Here is a 16,243-nt window from a genome sequence, read left to right as displayed (position 1 = left end):
CGGAAGTAGAGCTCTGGGGTTCATAGTCGCGGCTGCGGCGCTGGCGATGAGCGGGTGCGCCTCCACAGGCCAGCCTGAGGCGCAGGGTGGTTCTGGCGCGTCACCGCTTAAGGTCGCACTCTTCGTCAACGCGACAGGTCCGCTTCCGAGTGGCGAAGAAAATGCCGCCCCGGTGGTGCAGGCCTGGGCCAAATCGGTGAACGCCACTGGCGGGGTGGCCGGACATCCGGTGGAGATCGTCGTCGCCGATACGAAGGGGGATGCGCCGACCGCGACCACAGCTGTACGCCGGATCGTTCGTGACGACTCGGTAGTGGCGGCGGTGATGTTCGATGCCGCGACTGAAGGGCTGGTCGCCGAGGACATCACGAAGGCCGGGTTGCCGGTTGTGGGCGGAATGGGCTACGCGCCGAACGTCTGGGGCGCGATGCCGAACTGGCTCCCGCTGACCACCTCGATTCCCTCGATCTTCACCATGGGCATCGCGCTGGGTGCTCATCTCGGCGCGCAGAACGTCGCCATGACCATCTGCGCCGAGATCGCGGGCTGTGAGGCTGCCGAACCCGTCGTCAAGACTGCCAGCTCCGTGCTGGGTCTGAACTACTCCGGCACGTTCAAGGTCTCCTCGGCTGCGCCTGACTACACCGCGCAATGCCTCAAGTTGATCGACGGGAAGACCGACTACGTGATGCTGGGTGCCGCCACCGCGACGGCGGCGTTACGCCTGGCCGCCGACTGCACCAAGCAGAAGTACGAAGGCAAGTGGGGTCTGTTCGGGGGAGTGATCGTCCCGAAGACGATGCGGGCAGCCGATCCGGGAGTCCGACTGTCACTCGCTCTCAATTCGTTCCCATGGTTCGCAAAGGAGGCGCCGGTCGTGCAGTACCGCCGAACGATGAACGCTCAGGCAGTACCCGAGGATGCCTGGGGAGACCCACACGGCACCGCTGGCTACGTGACGATGGAGCTGTTCCGCAAGGCGCTGAACGCCGGCGCCTCCGACCTGCCCGCAAACCCGCGGCGGAAGGACGTGATCGCGGCGTACGGCGCCCATGTGAAGGGTGAGACGCTCGGCGGTCTGCTTCCGCAACCGGTGACCTTCACCGCAGACCGGCCCGCTCCTCTCATCACGTGCTACTGGTTCGGCACCTTCGAAAAGGGCGTATTCGCCGACGCGGCTCTGACGAAGCCGGCTTGCGACCCTGCGACGCTCGTCGCAGCACAGAAGGGGTCCTGATGTACCGGCCGGGAGCGGCGCGTTCGCCGCATCGGGTGGGTCGCCATGGGTGATCTTCTTCCCTTCATCGTGAGCGGAATCGCTCTCGGAGCGGTCTACGGGCTGGCAGCGACCGGGCTGGTTCTGACGTACAAGACCTCTGGAATCTTCAACTTCGGTCACGGTGCTGTGGCCACGGCGGCGGCCTTCGTCTTCTACTGGCTGACCAAGTCCGTCGGCCTGGGCACCGGACTTGCGCTGATCGTCAGCGTTCTGGTGGTCGGTCCCGGCCTGGGGCTGGCCATGGAGGCGTTCGCACGCAAGCTCGCCCCCCGTCCGACGGCACTGAAGATCGTCGGCACGGTCGGCCTCATTCTGCTGGTCCAGGGACTGGCTGCTCTCAAGTTCGGCACGATGACCATCCCGATGCAGCAGTTCCTGCCGGGGGCGGACAAGTCCTTCCAGTTGGCAGGCGTCGTGATCACTCTCGACAAGGTGATCATCACCGCGGTGGCGGTGCTGGCTGTCGGGGTTCTGTACCTGTTCTTCCGTTCGTCGAGAACCGGCTTGGCGATGAGGGCGGTCGTCGACGACCCGGATCTTCTTGCCATGCAGGCGGTCGACCCCCGCAAGGTTCGTCGGATCGCCTGGATCATCGGTGCGACGTTCGCCTCCCTGTCGGGTGTGCTCATCACTCCGCTGGTCGGTCTCGATGCCATCTTGCTCACGTTCATGGTCGTGCAGGCATTCGCGGGTGCTGCGATCGGTGGCTTCGCCAACATTCCTCTGACGTTGGCCGGTGGCATCGTCGTAGGGGTTCTGTCGGCGGTCGCGAACCAGTTTGCGCTGGGGCACACCTGGCTCACCGGCCTTCCCGCGTCAGTGCCGTTCCTCATCCTGTTCGTCGTGCTGCTGGTCAGAGGGCGACACCTGGTCTCTCCCACCCGCTCGACAGGGAGGCTGCCGGAGCCCTATCGAGCTCCCGGGCCGGTGCGGGTCGGCACGGCGTTGGTTCTGCTCGTTCCGCTCCTTCTCCTTCCCGCCGTCGCCGGTGACAACCTGACGTTCTTCACGACTGGCCTGGCGACCGGGATCCTGCTGCTGTCGTTGGGTCTCCTGGTCCGGATGTCCGGACAGGTCTCGCTGTGTCACGCCGCGTTCGCAGCGGTCGGCGCCGTCGCGTTCTCACAGTTCGCCCTCCATTTTCAGCTCCCGTGGCTGGTTGCGGTGTTGCTGGGGAGTCTCGTGGCAGTTCCGGTCGGAGCGGTCGTCGCGATCCCTGCCATCCGGCTGTCGGGACTGTTTCTCGCCCTGGCGACCTTTGGGTTCGGCATCCTGGTTCAACAGCTCTTCTATCCGCAGAAATGGATGTTCACGACGTTCTCGCAAGGCCGCGAGATGCCGCATCCGAGTTTCGCGGAGGACCCGGCAAGCTACTACTACGTCGTGCTCGGTGCCCTGGTGCTGACGGCGATCTCGGTCGTCGCGATTCAGCGCAGCAGGCTGGGACGCCTGCTCCGGGTTCTCGCGGACTCGCCCAGAAGTGCGGAAGCCCTGGGGCTGACAACTCAGGTCGTACGGGTCACGGTGTTCTGTCTGTCCGCGTTCTTTGCCGGACTGGCGGGAATCCTGCTCGGCGTGGAGCGCAATTTCGCCACCGGCGGAGACCCCTTCTTCGGGTCGTTTAACTCTCTGCTCCTGCTGGCCATGCTTGCGCTGGCACCGTTCGCCGAGCCTTGGTACGCCATCGTTGCGGTGGTGGCCACGGTGATCCCGGCGTACGTGATGGGGTCGGACACGACGTTCTGGCTGAACGTCGTGTTCGGCCTGTCCGCCATCTTCGTGTCGATGTCAGGTGGCAACCCGACGATGCCGGCCTGGCTGAGGGCCAGGTTCGACCGGCTGAGGCTCACCAGGAAACCGCCGGAGACCGGCAAGTTCTCGAACGCGCGGCGCGCGGCGCGTTCTCAGCCAGGTGATCCGGGCATCGAGGTGGTGAACGTCGGAATCCGCTTCGGCGGGCTGATCGCCGTGGAAGCGCTGAGCCTGGACGCACCGGCCGGGAAGATCACCGGAGTGATCGGCCCCAACGGAGCCGGCAAGACCTCGACGTTCGATGCGTGCAGCGGGTTCAATCGCAAGATCACGGGACGCATCCGCCTGTTCGGCGAGGACGTGACCCGTTACGGGCCGGCCGCCCGCGCCCGACGGCGGTTGGGCCGTACCTTCCAGACCTCGGAGCTCTGCGACAGTCTGACGGTGCTCGAGAACATCGCCATGGGCTACGAAGCGGGCCGCGGGGGAATCAATCCCTTGCGCCAGTTGCTGGCCAAGCCGGACACCGCGAAGACCACGCGTGATCGTGCGCTCTGGGCGCTTCACCTGTGTGGGCTCGCCGACCTGGCCACGGTGAACGCCTCTGACCTGTCGACCGGTCAGCGCCGTCTGGTCGAGCTGGCGCGATGCCTGGCCGGCGATTTCGAGTTTCTGCTGCTGGACGAACCTTCCGCGGGTCTCGACGCGGACGAAACCGAGAAGTTCGGATCCATCCTGCTGGAGATCGTCCGTGAGACGGGACTGGGCATTCTGCTGATCGAGCACGACATGTCCTTGGTGATGCGAGTTTGTTCCAGGATCTACGTGATGGACTCCGGGAAGCTGATCTTCGAGGGGACGCCATCCGCTGTCGCGGACAGCGACGTCGTACGGGTCGCGTACCTGGGGTCTTCGGGACTCGTGGCCGACCGGCGGCAGCTGACAGAGGTATCGGAGGGTGGGTCGTGAACCGGGAACCCGCGCTGTCCGCGGCCGAGCCGCCTCCCGCGCTGGAGGTCACTGGACTTCACGCGGGATACGAAGCTACCGAGGTGCTCCGCGGTGTGTCCCTGACCGTTCCAGCCGGTGCGGTTGTCGCCTTGCTCGGACCGAACGGTGCAGGCAAAACGACGTTGCTGAGGACGATCTCCGGCCTCGTCAGGGCGACCGCCGGGCACGTACGGCTGGCCGGTCAGGATGTCACGGATGCCAGGCCGAATCTTCGTGCCGCGTCGGGGTTGGTTCACGTCCCGGAGGGGCGCGGTATCTTCCGCGGTCTGACCGTCGAGGAGAATCTCCGCATCCAGGCGAGTCTCGGGTCAGAGGGCGACGCCATGGCGAAGGCTGTTGCCGCCTTCCCCATTCTGGGACAACGCCGCAGGCAGCGCGCCGGCACGATGAGTGGTGGTCAGCAGCAGATGCTGGCCCTCGCCGCGGCGTACGTCCGGGAGCCGTCACTGATCCTGGTCGACGAACCTTCCTTGGGGCTGGCGCCGATCATCGTCGACGAAATCTTCGAATTCCTCCGTGCGCGGGCGGCCGAAGGTGCTTCGATCCTCCTCGTCGACCAGTTCGCCGAGCAGGTGCTAGCGCTGGCCACGTCGGCGTACATCATGCGCAAAGGCGAGATCGCCTTCTCCGGTACGGCGCAGGACCTGCTCGGGGCCGACCTGTTCGCGCACTACGTCGGAGTCGCCGACGCTGGAACGCCATGACCGCTTGGCCGGAGACTGAAGCGCGATCCATCGAGACCAATGGCATCACGCTCAACACCTGGGTCATCGGCGATGGCCCGCTGGTCGTTCTCTGTCATGGTTTCCCGGAGCTGGCCTATTCGTGGCGTCATCAGCTCGGGCCGCTCGTCGAGGCGGGGTACCGGGTGGCAGTTCCCGACATGCGCGGGTACGGCGGGAGCTCTCGGCCTGCCGCCGTCGACGCCTACGACATCGTGACGCTCGGGGAGGACATCGTCGGGCTCGTGCGGGCACTGGGCGAGCAGAAGGCTGTGCTCGTCGGCCACGACTGGGGAGCATCCGTCGTATGGCACACCGCGCTGGCTCATCCTGGATCCGTCCGGGCGGTGGCCGGCCTGAGCGTCCCGCTCACGCGCCGGGCTCCGGTGGCGCCGATGGAGATCATCCGGCGTCGGATGGGCGAGGATCACTACCTGTCGTGGTTCCAGCTCGTGGGGCCTGCCGATCGTGCTCTCATGGCCGACATCGAGCGGACTCTCACGGCCACTGGCCAGCTCACTGCCCACTGGGCTGCGAATCCCGACCGGCCGGTGCGGCCCCCCTGGCTGTCGGAGTCCGACCTTGACGTGTACGTCGAGTCGTTCCGGCGGTCGACCTTCACCCCGGGGCTCAACTATTACCGGAACATCGACCGGAACTGGCGTCTGACGGCGGCCTCCGACGGCGCCAGGATCCACCAGCCGGCCTTGTTCCTGACCGGATCCGACGACATCGTCGGCACGGTCATGTCCGGCGCGGCGCTCGAAGAATTCTGCGATGACCTGCGCGGGATCATCACGATTCCGCAGGCCGGCCATTGGATTCAGCAGGAGGTGCCAGGTGCTGTCAGCGATGCTCTCGTCGGGTTTCTTGCCGGCCTCTGAGGCTGGGCGGCCAAGGCGCCCATTATCGATTCAGTGCTCAGTACCCGATACTGGACACGAAACCGATTTCTTGGGCATTTGTCGTTGATCTGTTAAGGTGGCGAATGATGGCAACACTGGTGACCACCGTCTATTACGAGGTCAAGAACGACATCTGCATGGGCAGGATGCAGCCCGGCGAGAAGGTCCGTCTGGCGGAGATCGGCAAGGCCCACGGCGTGAGCTTGTCCGTGGTCCGGGAAGCGGTGACCCGGCTGGCCTCCGAAGGCCTGGTCGAGGCGCGACCACAACAAGGCTTTGTTGTTCGTCCCCTGTCGGTGCCCGACCTGCTCGATCTCACCCGGGTGCGCATCGAGATCGAGACCATGACCTTGCGTGAGTCGATCCAGACCGGCGATGTGGCCTGGGAAGCCGAAGTCGTCGCCGCCCACCATCGACTCGAAGGCGCAGTCCGGCCACCCGACGCGCCCGCCGACGAACCGAACTACGCCTGGATGAAAGCCCACTCCGAGTTCCACGCAGCCCTGGCCTCGGCCTCTACCAGCCCACTTCTCAAGCGCCTACGCCAGCAGCTCTTCGACGCCGGCGAACTGTACCGCTACTGGTCTGTGAGCCTGGCGAAGACCAAACGCAAACGCAACATCCGCAGAGAGCACCGAGCTCTCATGAGCGCCGCCATCGGGCACGACGCCGATACCGGCGTCCGTCTCATGAGCGACCACATCCAGCACACAACCGACCTTCTCCTCGCAGGCCGCGGAGAATAAGAGCACGTCCCAGCGCCGTCCGCGCTATCCGCTGTTGGACACTTCACAAACGATGCGACCGATCGTGGCACCCTCAGCCAGTTGTTGCAGCCCGTTCGGAAGCTCGTCAAGCGCCAGGCGTTTGCTGATCAGTGGCCGTATTGCGCCAGTACGGACAAGGTCCTCCAGCGCGCGCTGACAATCAGCAACCCCGGCCGGATCCCGGGTCAGGTAGAGGCCCCAGTGAAGGCCGACGATGGAGTAGTTCTTGACCAGTGGGTGATTGAGCGCCGCTGCCTGGATCTGTCCGCCGGCGAATCCGACAGTGACGAGCCTGCCCTCGAACGCGATGCACTTTGTCGAGCGGTGGTAGACATCGCCGCCGATCGGGTCGTAGATGACATCGGCACCGCGGCCGCCGGTCTCGGCGTTGACCACGTCCACGAAGTCCCGCTCGGATCGGTTGATGACGAGATCAGCACCCAGCCTTGACGCATGCACCACCTTCTCGGCGCTGCCCACGACACCGATCACCTGCGCGCCGGCCGCCTTCCCCAGTTGCACAGCGGCGCTGCCTACTCCGCCGGCTGCAGCGTGGACCAGCAGCACGTCAGCCGGCCCGATCGATGCACGCCGGTGCAATCCGAACCACCCGGTCTGGTAAGCCATCAGCAAGGACGCGGCTTCCGCGTCGTCGAGACCGGCCGGTGCAAGGAAGGTCATGTCGCTGTCCATGACGGCGAACTCCGCGAACCCTCCACTGGGCAACACGCTCAGGCCGAGCACCCTGTCCCCGGTCGCCAGGCCCTCTACTCCGGCACCAACGGCGACCACTACTCCGCAGAGCTCCACCCCCGGCGTGAACGGTAGCGGCGGGCGGTTCTGGTACAAACCGCGGCTCATCAGAACATCTGGGAAGTTTGCCGCCGCTGCGAGCACTCGTACGACGAGCTGACCAGCCGCCGGCTCGGGAATCGGTATGTCAACCATCCGCAGCACATCGCGGGGTTCGCCCAGTTCTTGGACCTGCCACGCCTTCATCGGACCTCCTTGTCACCTCGACCGTTCGCCCACATCAACCTCGGGTGAACGCCTCAGATTCTGTAGTGGTCGACGAGCTCCCAGGCTTCGTCGACCAGATAGTCGATCGACGTGGCAGATGGCGGCCCGACCTCCGGCGCGTTGCGCGCATCGCCTTGGAAGCGTTGCCGAATTCCTTCGGCGATGATGGCGACCTTCCACACTCCCAGCACGTGCCAGAAACCCAGAGCAGCGATGTCTCGCCCGGTGGCAAGCACGTACTCGTCGACCAGTTCAGCCTGACTCGGGAAACCTGGCAGCGTCGAGGCGGCGAAACGCCAGTCCGAGCTGTCCGCCTTCTCCGGCCAGTACGCGAGGAGAGTGCCGAGATCGGCGATGGGGTCGCCGAGCGTCGACAGTTCCCAGTCGAGAGCAGCCAGCACCTCCCCGGTGCCCGCCGCGCAGATGACGTTCCGAATGTGCAGGTCCCCATGGACGAGCACCAGTTCCCGTTGTGCGGGAATGCTTGCCCGAAGACGCGCTGTGAGCCGATCCAAGTCCGGACGTTCGCGGGTCTTGCTTGCTTCCAGTTGCTGTTCCCAGCGCTTGAGCTGTCGCTCGGCATAGGGGCGGTGGCTGGCGAGATCGAGCAGACCTGCCCGCTCGAGGTCAACCGCGTGGATCTCGGCGAGCGTCCGGGCGATGGACCGTCCGGCCGCTGCCCGGACAAGCTCCGGCTGACCTGCCGCAACCTCCATCCGGTCGATGACGAGTCCATCGACATAATCCATCAGGAGCTGGTCGGTCTGGTCGTGCCACAGGCCGATCACCCTGGGAACCGGCACCGCAGAGCGGTTCAGTGCGGCCATGATCCGATGCTCTCGGGCGACGTCGTGCGCCGACTGCAAGAGAGCGCCGAGCGGTGGTCGCCGCAGGATCCACTGCCGCCCAGCCGCATCCATCAGCAGATAGGTCAGATTGGACTGCCCGACACCAACCCGTTGGCCGGTCAGTGGAGCGCTGACCTCCAGGCCGGCGTCGGCGAGCCACCCAGCGACGACTTCGAGGTCGACGCCGAGCAGGGCACCGGTTTCGGTCTGCCTGCCCATCATGGCCGCTTGCCCCAGTTCGGGTCTCGTCGCCGCAGTTCCATCCTGGCGATGGTCCGCTTGTGGACCTCGTCCGGACCGTCGACGATCCGCAGTGCCCGTTGATGTGCATACATGTTGGCCAGCGGAAAGTCATCGGAAAGCCCGCCGCCGCCGTGGACCTGGATCGCCCGGTCGATGACCTTCAGCGCGATCTGCGGAGCCGCGACCTTGATAGCGGCGATCTCGGTCCGCGCGACTTGGTTGCCGACCGTGTCCATCAGGTACGCCGCGTTCAGCGTCAGGAGCCGTGCCATGTCGATCTCGATCCGGGCCTCGGCGATCCAGTCCTGGATGTTGGACCGATTCGCCAGCGGTTCACCGAAGGTCGTGCGCTGCTGCGCTCTGTCGATCATCAGGTCCAGGGCACGCTCGGCCATACCGATCGAGCGCATGCAATGGTGGATCCTGCCCGGGCCGAGTCTCGCCTGGCTGATCATGAACCCATCGCCCTCGCCGGCGAGTAGCGCTGTTCTGGGGACGCGAACCTCGTCGAAGTGCACCTCGCCGTGCCCTTCGCGATCCTGGTAGCCGAACACCGGCAGATTCCGTACGACCGTGACACCTGGCGTGTCCATCGGCACGACCAGCATGCTCTGCTGTCGATGCGGCGGAGCGGCGACATCGGTCTTACCCATCACGATCAGCACCCGGCAGTTCTTGTGCAGCGCGTTCGATGTCCACCACTTGCGTCCATTGAGCACGTACTCGTCGCCATCGCGCTCGATGCGCAACTGCACGTTCGTCGCATCCGAGCTCGCCACCGCCGGCTCGGTCATCGCGAACGCCGACGCGATCTCACCGGCGAGCAGTGGCATCAGCCACCGCTCCTTGTGCTCGTCGGTACCGAACAACGTCAGTACTTCCATGTTGCCCGTGTCGGGGGCGTTGCAATTGGTTGCCTCCGGCGCCAACTGGGCGCTGCGACCCATGATCTCGGCGAGCGGCGCGTACTCCAGGTTGGTCAGGCCCGGGCCCCACTCGGCGTGCGGGTGAAACAGATTCCACAGTCCGCGCCGGCGCGCCTCGGCCTTCAGCTCCTCCAGGACCGGCGGATGGAAGTGCGGATCGCCCGACTGTTCCATCTGCGACGCGTACACGGACTCGGCGGGATAGATCCGCTCATCCATGAAAGCACGGAGCCGATCCTGGTAGTCCCTGGCCTTCTCGGACGTCTCGAACACAGGTTCTCCTCAACGATGATCTGCCTACAGGGTGGAGTAGTCGGTGTATCCGCTGGATCCGCCGCCGTAGAAGGTCTCAGGGTCATGCACGTTGACATCGGCGCTGGTCCTCCAGCGCTCGACCAAGTCCGGATTTGCGATGAATGCGCGCCCCACGGCGACCAGGTCAGCCCGGTTCTGCGACACGAGCCAGGTCGCCCGGTCCCGGTTGGTGGCCCAGTCGGATCCGCTGTTGATCATGACCGGTCCACCGAACTGTGTGCGCAGACGTTGAACCAGTGCTGCGGTCGGATCGCCGATCACGCTCAGATAGGCGAGCTTCAACCCTCGCAGCGCACCCACGAGGTGCGTGTAGGTGGCTGCGGTCGCCACCGAGTCGCACTCGAGGACCCCTTTGGCCTGGTTGCCCGGGGACAGTCGCACTCCGACGCGATTCCCGCCGATAGCACCGGCGACCTTCGATGCGACCTCGATCGCGAACCGTGCGCGGAACTGCGGGCTCCCGCCGTACCGGTCGGTTCTGACGTTCGACGCCGGTGAGAGGAACTGGTGGACGAGATAGCCGTTCGCTGCGTGGATTTCGACGCCGTCGAAGCCGGCGGCGATCGCGAATCGGGCGGCCAGGGCGAACTCGTCTGCTACCCGGCCGACTTCCTCCGTGGCGAGGGCATGCGGAAGTGCATGGGGAAGCAGTCCTTCGGAGGTCCGCACCGTCCCGGGTGCACAGAGCGCGGAGGGAGCGATCGACGGCTGGCCCTGGCGATTACTGGGATGTCCTACCCGCCCGGCATGCATCAACTGAGCGATGATTCGCCCGTCACGGTCGTGGACGGCGTCTGTCACTCGACGCCATCCACGAACCTGGTCAGTTGTGTAGAGGCCGGGCGTGTTCAGGTAGCCCTGCCCGGTGGAACTGGGCTGGATTCCTTCGGTGACGATGAGGCCGGCCGTCGCGCGTTGAGCGTAGTACTCGACGGTGAGCTGGGTAGGAATCCCGGGCAAGGTGGCTCTGGCCCGAGTCATCGCAGCCATGACAATGCGGTTCGGCAATTGCCAGGCTCCGACGGTCATCGGCTCGAAGAGCTTCATCAGCCCAGCCTGGCTCGAACGAACGCACCCTCGTCCCGGGCAGTCATGTGAGCTGGTCGGCTATGTCGAGGATCGCCTTGCCGTGCACCTTACGGTCGCGCAATGCCTTGGTCGCTTCCTCGATCCGAGCCCAGTCCCCGCGCCACCCGACACGGACCGTCAGCCGGCCCGCCACCGCGAGCCCGACCAGATCAGCCAGATCCTTCCCGACCGGCCCGAGAGTCAGGTACGACGACAGCGACTTGACCGGTCCCACCGTTGCGTACGGGGGTAGTACGGCAGGTTCTCCTGAGGTCCAGCCGACACTCTGCAGACTCCCGCCCGGCGCCAGCAGGGTCCACGCCTGCGTCATCAGCGGCCCACCGACGCTTTCGATCACGAGATCGACCGGGTCGAGGCCATCGAGTCCGACAACCACCTCGGTGGCACCGAGTTCGCTCAGCCCTTTCCCTCTCTCAGGACTACCGACGGCGGCGATGACGTGGGCACCTGAGGCCGCAGCGAGCTGCACGGCGAAGGTTCCGACCCCGCCGGAGGCCCCGGTGACCAGCACCCTCTTGCCCAACGACGACCCGCCGGCACGCAGGGTCCGCAACGCGGCAAGGCCCGCCACCGGGAGCCCGGCCGCCAGGACGAGGTCGAGATCATCCGGTACGACGGCCACCGAGTCCGAGTCCACTGCGACCCGCTGTGCGAACCCTCCGACGGCGAGCGCTACGACCCGGGCACCGAGCGCGGGCCCGCTGCCGTTGGCTGCGGCTTGCACCACGATTCCGGCGATGTCCGATCCGAGCACGTCACCCGGCGCCAGACGGCCGGAGACCGCGTCGTTGAGATCTCCATGATTGAGTGACGCGTGGCGCACCTCGATGACGACTTGTGCGTCCGAAGGCGATGGGTCCGCAACCTCGGCCGGACGCATCGTCACCGGGTGGTCGGGATCGGCCACGAGGGCACGGTTGGACATCAGGCTGCTCCTGAGTTGGCAGGAAGGTCGACTGTGCGGAGGGTTGGAGGCATACGTGTATCCCTGCGGTGATGCCCACGGCTGAACGTCGTCAGGATGGAACCGATTCCCTCGATCGTCGAGATCAGTTCATCACCAGGCTGGAGAAACCGCTGGGGCGAGCGCGTGGCGCCCACTCCCGACGGAGTACCGGTGAAGATCAGATCCCCGGGAAGGAGCGCGACGATCGACGACAACTCGGCGACCAGGCGTGGAACCGAGAAGATCAGGTCACTGGTCCTGCCGGTCTGGATCGTCTCCCCGTTGAGCGTCGCGGTGAGCGCGAGATCGTGGGGATCGGAGAACTCGTCGATGGTCACGAGGGATGGCCCGATCGGGCCGAATCCGGGGAACGACTTGCCGAGCGAGAACTGTGGGTTCGGTTTGCGCCACTGGACGCTGCGCTCGGACAGATCCTGCCCGACGGTGAACCCAGCGATGTGGTCCATCGCATCCGCTTCGTCGACGGCCCACGCACGGCGCCCGATCACGGCGACCAGCTCGACTTCCCAGTCGACTCGGTCGCTTGGCAGGACGACAGTGGCGTTGGGGCCGGTGATGCAGGTAGGAAACTTCGTGAACGTCGCAGGGTGAGGCGGAATCTCCAGGCCGGACTCGGCCGCATGACTCGAATAGTTCATACCGATACCGAAGACCTGGCGCGGCCGAGGTACTGGCGGGCCGAACAGCGATTCCTTGACGGGCTCGCCTGGCACGTCGACAGTCGCCGCCCACTCGCGCAGCTCGTCCCACTGCTCCAGTGCCGACTGGGGGTCCGAACGGAATCGGCCGGACGATGCGACGCCCACGTCGACGGCACCCGAATCGGTCATCAGGACAAGGCGGCCGTCCAGGTTCGCCGTGCGCATAGAACCTCCATCACAGATCGCAGACACGATGTTGCCGGAGGAACCGATCATATCGAGTAAATCGATTTTATGCCACGATGAGAATCATCTGGCAGATCCTATATTTTTAGAAGAGCCATCGACTTCGCCTCAGAACGCCCACACCCGGGACGACGCACGGTGGCGGGGGGGCCTGATCCTGGGATCAGGCGACACCGCGTTCAGCGGGTGGTTGGACCAGGTTCCGGCGCAGGTGGCTGCCGGCAAGCCGGCTGTTCGCAAGGTTTTTATTAACGCATCTATATAGTTCGGTCTATACTTATGGCGTGGTCCAACAGAGCTCCGTTCTCGGCGAGACACTCTTCGCGCTGGCCGGCGTCGCGATCCGGCGACGCGACCGGACGCTGGGGCTGACCGCCGCCTCGACGCTGGTCACCCTGGAGCGGACGGGTGCGCGGCGATTGACGGACCTTGCCGTGAACGAGGATGTGACCCAGCCGTCGATGACCGCTCTGGTGACCCAACTGGAGAAGCTCGGCCTCGCCGAACGCCGCCGTGATCCTGCCGATGCCCGAGTGGTCCTGGTCGCGATCACCCGGGCGGGGCGGCAACACCTTCGCGCTATGCGCCGGGCCGGCGCGGCGATGCTCACGGGGTTGATCGACGAGCTCGACGAACAGGACGCCGGCGCGCTCATGGCGGCACTGCCGGCGCTGCTCCGCCTGGCCGAACTTGCTGCCGACACTCAGAACAGCCGCACAGACTGACATCCATTGCCGATGAGGTGATCACAATGTCCGAAGACCCCGCCGTTGCGCGGACACGGAGTCCGGTGAACCAGGCCGGCCCTGCGGCACCAGTCATCGTCGCAGGAGTCGATGGTTCGCCGACCAGTTGGGACGCATTCTCCTGGGCAGCCGGGGAAGCGCTGCGCTCCAACGGCAGACTCGTCGTCGTCTACGTCATGCCTTTCACCGAACCCGCGGCCGCTCTCGCGGTGCCCTACGACTACGCCGGCCTCGAGAACACCAGACAAGCGATTGCCGGCGAGCTCGAAGACGAAGCAAAGCGCCGTGCCCACGACCTCGGCATCTCGGTCAGCTTTGTCAGCGAGTACGGCAACGCCACCGAAACCCTCGCTGACATCGCGCGCAGCGTCAACGCCAAACTCGTCGTGGTCGGCCGGTCCGCGAAGAGGTGGCACCAGGTCGCCGGGTCCCTCAGCCATCGCCTGATCTGCCGCAAGGACGCACCTGTTGTAGTCGTCGTACCTTGACCGCGCCAGTCGAGAACTAGCGCCGCGCCCTGCCGCCGTCTCGGCGTGCCGGGAGTGACGGTACCCGGCGGCAAACCCTCGGGATTCCGGCTAGTGGGAAGCGAAGTTGGGCGCTGGTGGTGACGACCGGAGCGATTCGCGACGCCATGCTGGCTGCAGGATCGCCGCCGCGCGACAGGCGGCCGAGGTGTGAGAGGTGTGAGATGCGGCAGATTCGCGTCCTGAAGACGGACGGACGAAAGCGGCGGTTGGCGTTGCCCGACGCGCTGCCGCTCGATCCTCGGGATCCCGGCATTGTCAGGGCCAAGCAGTTGCGGCGAGCCGCCGGCGCGCGCTCACAACGACCGCATCCTGCCCGATGATGCGCACCGGAGGCGGTACCGGCCGCGTGGGGCAGATGATGCTGGAGGCAATGATCCCGGCACTGGGACACGATCGCGGGGCAGCTGCGTCGGGCTCCGGAGACTGAGATGTGCTCGGGCGTCCGCTGTCTTCGGACGGTCTACAGACTCGTGTGGAGTACGTTGTGCGGCTTGGTCGGCGTACTGGGCCTCGTGGCGGGAGTGTTGCTCACGCCCGCCCAGGTGATCTTTCCGATTCTGGTCGTCGTCGCCGGGATCGGATTGACTGTGGCCGCGACTGCCTCGTCGAAGCCGGCGGAGACCACGGCCAGACGTCGACGATCGGCTCTCATCGTCGGCACAATGATGTCGGCGACCCTCGCGTGCATGGGCTACGTCGTCCTCTTCGGCGCAGCTGGTCCGGGTTTGGTGGTGGTCTTCGGTGTCACGTCACCAGCCGCGATGCGCTGGTACGGTCGCACGCTGAGGCGCATCCCCGCCAGGCTCGACCGCAGCGGCGGGCTCACGACGGCCGAGCTGTGCCGGCAGTGGCAGGAGAGCTACGAGGCACTCCGGGTCGCGACGACGGCGGCCGCTCGACTGCGCATCGTAGAAGCCCGGCAGCACTATCTGGACGAGCTCGAACGACGCGACCCCATCGGGCTCACGGCCTGGCTGGGAGCGAGTGCCAGCGCCGCCGGCGATCCCAGCCGATTCCTGGCGACAGAGGCCGACGATGTCCCTCCGGCCGATGGATGACCCGGCTCGCAGCAGCTGGAGATTGCCAACGTCTTCGGTACCGGCTAGCCAGTAACGCCGGATTCCGGCTCTCCGGGTGGCAGGAAGGTTGCTGGCAGGAGCGATCGACGCTCGGTTCGCGGGCAGCATGAAGTGAGACCGCACTCGTCAATCCCGGCGAAGGCGAATCGCTCGGAAGGCAGGCAGACATGGAGCGCGCAGACTGGCTGGGCGGTGCGTTCGATCCCACCCAGGCTCGATTTCTGATGATCACGGCGATCACGCATCACCGGTTCAGCTCGCAGATCTGGGGAGACGACGAGGTTCGCAAGCTGCACGCCGAGCTGGCGGAGATCGAGCTCATGGCGACAAGCCTGCTCGCACACCTGCAGGTCAGCGCCGAGTGATCGAAACGATCACGCTGCGTGCCACGTCCTCCCGTCAGCAATCACAAGGGTTTCCGGCTGGCAGGTAGCGGGAGCGGCCGGGCGCCGGGGATACTCGTTGACATGCCGACCGAGCCGTCCCACCAGCGCACGCAGAGCGACGAAGGTACGCGCGTGCTGCTGGCTGAGGACGACGTCCTCCTCCGTGCCGGCCTGGCCGGTCTGCTGGAGCGGGCGGGGTTCGACGTGGTCGGGCAGACCGGCGACAGCGCGTGGATTCTTCCGCTCGTGCGCGAACTGAAGCCCGATCTGGTCGTGATGGACATCCGGATGCCGCCGACCAACACCACCGAGGGACTGGACGCCGCGCGGGAGATCCGCAAGCAGCTCCCGGAGATCGGGATCCTGCTGCTCTCGGCTCACGCCGAGGTCGAGCACGCGATGGAACTGCTGGCCACCGGTCAGCGGATCGGCTACCTGCTCAAGAGCCGGGTGACGGATGTGGACGAGTTCGTCGAGACGCTGGAGCGGATCGTCAGGGGTGGTTCGGTGATGGACCCCGCGCTGGTGCAGGAGCTGGTCGGAGCGCGGCGGCGTAACGACCCGCTGGCCGGGCTGAGCCAGCGAGAGCACGAGGTACTGGCGCTGATGGCCGAGGGACGTTCGAACGCCGGCATCGCGCGACGGCTGTGGGTGACGGAGGGGACCGTGGAGAAGCACGTCCGGCACATCCTGGCCAAGCTGAGCCTGCCGGAGGCCGACGACGACCACCGCCGGGTGCTCGCGGTAGTCACCTTCCTCGAATCCCGCTGA

Annotated in this window: 17 protein-coding genes; 10 read left to right on the top strand and 7 right to left on the bottom strand. The window is 65.9% G+C overall.

Features of this window, described 5'->3' with window-relative positions:
• Nucleotides 1-46 precede the first annotated feature (46 nt).
• The 5 genes from ACXC9Q_RS17700 to ACXC9Q_RS17680 all read left to right on the top strand — a co-directional run bounded on the left by ACXC9Q_RS17700 (nucleotide 47) and on the right by ACXC9Q_RS17680 (nucleotide 6,415).
• Nucleotides 47-1,237 carry an ABC transporter substrate-binding protein gene (locus ACXC9Q_RS17700; RefSeq protein ID WP_457057749.1) on the top strand — a complete coding sequence of 397 codons (1,191 nt, stop codon included), beginning with the start codon at nucleotides 47-49 and terminating at the stop codon, nucleotides 1,235-1,237.
• Nucleotides 1,238-1,282: 45 nt separating this feature from the next.
• Nucleotides 1,283-4,000, top strand: a complete 2,718-nt coding sequence (locus ACXC9Q_RS17695) for an ABC transporter permease subunit (protein WP_457057628.1) — start codon at nucleotides 1,283-1,285, stop codon at nucleotides 3,998-4,000.
• Entirely contained in the window at nucleotides 3,997-4,746 is a 750-nt protein-coding gene (locus ACXC9Q_RS17690) for an ABC transporter ATP-binding protein (protein WP_457057626.1), read from the top strand. The genes ACXC9Q_RS17695 and ACXC9Q_RS17690 overlap by 4 nt, the downstream gene beginning before the upstream one ends.
• Nucleotides 4,743-5,648 (top strand): alpha/beta fold hydrolase, encoded by a 906-nt coding sequence (locus ACXC9Q_RS17685; protein WP_457057624.1) that lies wholly within the window; start codon nucleotides 4,743-4,745, stop codon nucleotides 5,646-5,648. Before ACXC9Q_RS17690 ends, ACXC9Q_RS17685 begins: the two co-directional genes overlap by 4 nt.
• 107 nt (nucleotides 5,649-5,755) lie before the next feature.
• Nucleotides 5,756-6,415: a GntR family transcriptional regulator gene (locus ACXC9Q_RS17680; RefSeq protein WP_457057623.1), complete on the top strand. Its 660-nt coding sequence runs from the start codon at nucleotides 5,756-5,758 to the stop codon at nucleotides 6,413-6,415.
• Between the two features lie 24 nt (nucleotides 6,416-6,439).
• Here the strand turns inward: ACXC9Q_RS17680 and ACXC9Q_RS17675 are convergent, their stop codons facing one another.
• The 6 genes from ACXC9Q_RS17675 to ACXC9Q_RS17650 are packed head-to-tail and all read right to left on the bottom strand — an operon-like array spanning nucleotide 6,440 to nucleotide 12,710.
• Nucleotides 6,440-7,435: an NADPH:quinone oxidoreductase family protein gene (locus ACXC9Q_RS17675; RefSeq protein WP_457057621.1), complete on the bottom strand. Its 996-nt coding sequence runs from the start codon at nucleotides 7,433-7,435 to the stop codon at nucleotides 6,440-6,442.
• 53 nt (nucleotides 7,436-7,488) lie between these two features.
• Entirely contained in the window at nucleotides 7,489-8,523 is a 1,035-nt protein-coding gene (locus ACXC9Q_RS17670) for a phosphotransferase family protein (protein ID WP_457057620.1), read from the bottom strand.
• Nucleotides 8,523-9,746 (bottom strand): acyl-CoA dehydrogenase family protein, encoded by a 1,224-nt coding sequence (locus ACXC9Q_RS17665; protein ID WP_457057618.1) that lies wholly within the window; start codon nucleotides 9,744-9,746, stop codon nucleotides 8,523-8,525. Before ACXC9Q_RS17665 ends, ACXC9Q_RS17670 begins: the two co-directional genes overlap by 1 nt.
• A 24-nt stretch (nucleotides 9,747-9,770) precedes the next feature.
• Entirely contained in the window at nucleotides 9,771-10,835 is a 1,065-nt protein-coding gene (locus ACXC9Q_RS17660; protein ID WP_457057617.1) for an alkene reductase, read from the bottom strand.
• Nucleotides 10,836-10,878: 43 nt separating this feature from the next.
• Entirely contained in the window at nucleotides 10,879-11,802 is a 924-nt protein-coding gene (locus ACXC9Q_RS17655; RefSeq protein WP_457057616.1) for a zinc-binding dehydrogenase, read from the bottom strand.
• Nucleotides 11,802-12,710 (bottom strand): fumarylacetoacetate hydrolase family protein, encoded by a 909-nt coding sequence (locus tag ACXC9Q_RS17650; RefSeq protein WP_457057615.1) that lies wholly within the window; start codon nucleotides 12,708-12,710, stop codon nucleotides 11,802-11,804. The genes ACXC9Q_RS17655 and ACXC9Q_RS17650 overlap by 1 nt, the downstream gene beginning before the upstream one ends.
• Nucleotides 12,711-13,015: 305 nt before the next feature.
• Between ACXC9Q_RS17650 and ACXC9Q_RS17645 the strand changes: the two genes are divergently transcribed.
• Together ACXC9Q_RS17645 and ACXC9Q_RS17640 are read left to right on the top strand one after the other, a co-directional pair.
• Nucleotides 13,016-13,456: a MarR family winged helix-turn-helix transcriptional regulator gene (locus ACXC9Q_RS17645; RefSeq protein ID WP_457057613.1), complete on the top strand. Its 441-nt coding sequence runs from the start codon at nucleotides 13,016-13,018 to the stop codon at nucleotides 13,454-13,456.
• Between the two features lie 26 nt (nucleotides 13,457-13,482).
• The gene (locus ACXC9Q_RS17640) at nucleotides 13,483-13,965 is read left to right on the top strand and encodes a universal stress protein (RefSeq protein WP_457057611.1); all 483 of its coding nucleotides are present in this window, start codon (nucleotides 13,483-13,485) and stop codon (nucleotides 13,963-13,965) included.
• A gap of 502 nt (nucleotides 13,966-14,467) precedes the next feature.
• Here the strand turns inward: ACXC9Q_RS17640 and ACXC9Q_RS17635 are convergent.
• Nucleotides 14,468-14,659, bottom strand: coding sequence for a hypothetical protein (locus ACXC9Q_RS17635; protein WP_457057610.1), 192 nt, complete (start codon nucleotides 14,657-14,659; stop codon nucleotides 14,468-14,470).
• A gap of 34 nt (nucleotides 14,660-14,693) precedes the next feature.
• Between ACXC9Q_RS17635 and ACXC9Q_RS17630 the strand changes: the two genes are divergently transcribed.
• The 3 genes from ACXC9Q_RS17630 to ACXC9Q_RS17620 all read left to right on the top strand — a co-directional run bounded on the left by ACXC9Q_RS17630 (nucleotide 14,694) and on the right by ACXC9Q_RS17620 (nucleotide 16,243).
• A complete protein-coding gene (locus ACXC9Q_RS17630; protein WP_457057608.1) occupies nucleotides 14,694-15,065 on the top strand; it encodes a hypothetical protein in 372 nt (123 codons plus the stop codon).
• A 188-nt stretch (nucleotides 15,066-15,253) separates the two neighbouring features.
• Nucleotides 15,254-15,451: a hypothetical protein gene (locus ACXC9Q_RS17625; protein WP_457057607.1), complete on the top strand. Its 198-nt coding sequence runs from the start codon at nucleotides 15,254-15,256 to the stop codon at nucleotides 15,449-15,451.
• A 102-nt stretch (nucleotides 15,452-15,553) separates the two neighbouring features.
• Nucleotides 15,554-16,243, top strand: coding sequence for a response regulator (locus tag ACXC9Q_RS17620; RefSeq protein WP_457057606.1), 690 nt, complete (start codon nucleotides 15,554-15,556; stop codon nucleotides 16,241-16,243).

The sequence above is a fragment of the Kribbella sp. CWNU-51 genome, from assembly GCF_054073265.1.
Note: the sequence above shows the minus strand (reverse complement) of the source record. Positions and strands in the feature narration are given on the sequence as shown.

Excerpts from the sequence above, each read along its gene's own strand:
- ACXC9Q_RS17700 (WP_457057749.1), top strand. The coding sequence starts at position 47 with ATGAGCGGGTGCGCCTCCACAGGCCAGCCTGAGGCGCAGGGTGGTTCT.
- ACXC9Q_RS17695 (WP_457057628.1), top strand. The coding sequence starts at position 1,283 with ATGGGTGATCTTCTTCCCTTCATCGTGAGCGGAATCGCTCTCGGAGCG.
- ACXC9Q_RS17685 (WP_457057624.1), top strand. The coding sequence starts at position 4,743 with ATGACCGCTTGGCCGGAGACTGAAGCGCGATCCATCGAGACCAATGGC.
- ACXC9Q_RS17680 (WP_457057623.1), top strand. The coding sequence starts at position 5,756 with ATGGCAACACTGGTGACCACCGTCTATTACGAGGTCAAGAACGACATC.
- ACXC9Q_RS17675 (WP_457057621.1), bottom strand. The coding sequence starts at position 7,435 with ATGAAGGCGTGGCAGGTCCAAGAACTGGGCGAACCCCGCGATGTGCTG.
- ACXC9Q_RS17670 (WP_457057620.1), bottom strand. The coding sequence starts at position 8,523 with ATGGGCAGGCAGACCGAAACCGGTGCCCTGCTCGGCGTCGACCTCGAA.
- ACXC9Q_RS17660 (WP_457057617.1), bottom strand. The coding sequence starts at position 10,835 with ATGAAGCTCTTCGAGCCGATGACCGTCGGAGCCTGGCAATTGCCGAAC.
- ACXC9Q_RS17655 (WP_457057616.1), bottom strand. The coding sequence starts at position 11,802 with ATGTCCAACCGTGCCCTCGTGGCCGATCCCGACCACCCGGTGACGATG.
- ACXC9Q_RS17650 (WP_457057615.1), bottom strand. The coding sequence starts at position 12,710 with ATGCGCACGGCGAACCTGGACGGCCGCCTTGTCCTGATGACCGATTCG.
- ACXC9Q_RS17640 (WP_457057611.1), top strand. The coding sequence starts at position 13,483 with ATGTCCGAAGACCCCGCCGTTGCGCGGACACGGAGTCCGGTGAACCAG.
- ACXC9Q_RS17635 (WP_457057610.1), bottom strand. The coding sequence starts at position 14,659 with ATGAGAGCCGATCGTCGACGTCTGGCCGTGGTCTCCGCCGGCTTCGAC.
- ACXC9Q_RS17630 (WP_457057608.1), top strand. The coding sequence starts at position 14,694 with ATGGGCTACGTCGTCCTCTTCGGCGCAGCTGGTCCGGGTTTGGTGGTG.
- ACXC9Q_RS17625 (WP_457057607.1), top strand. The coding sequence starts at position 15,254 with ATGGAGCGCGCAGACTGGCTGGGCGGTGCGTTCGATCCCACCCAGGCT.
- ACXC9Q_RS17620 (WP_457057606.1), top strand. The coding sequence starts at position 15,554 with ATGCCGACCGAGCCGTCCCACCAGCGCACGCAGAGCGACGAAGGTACG.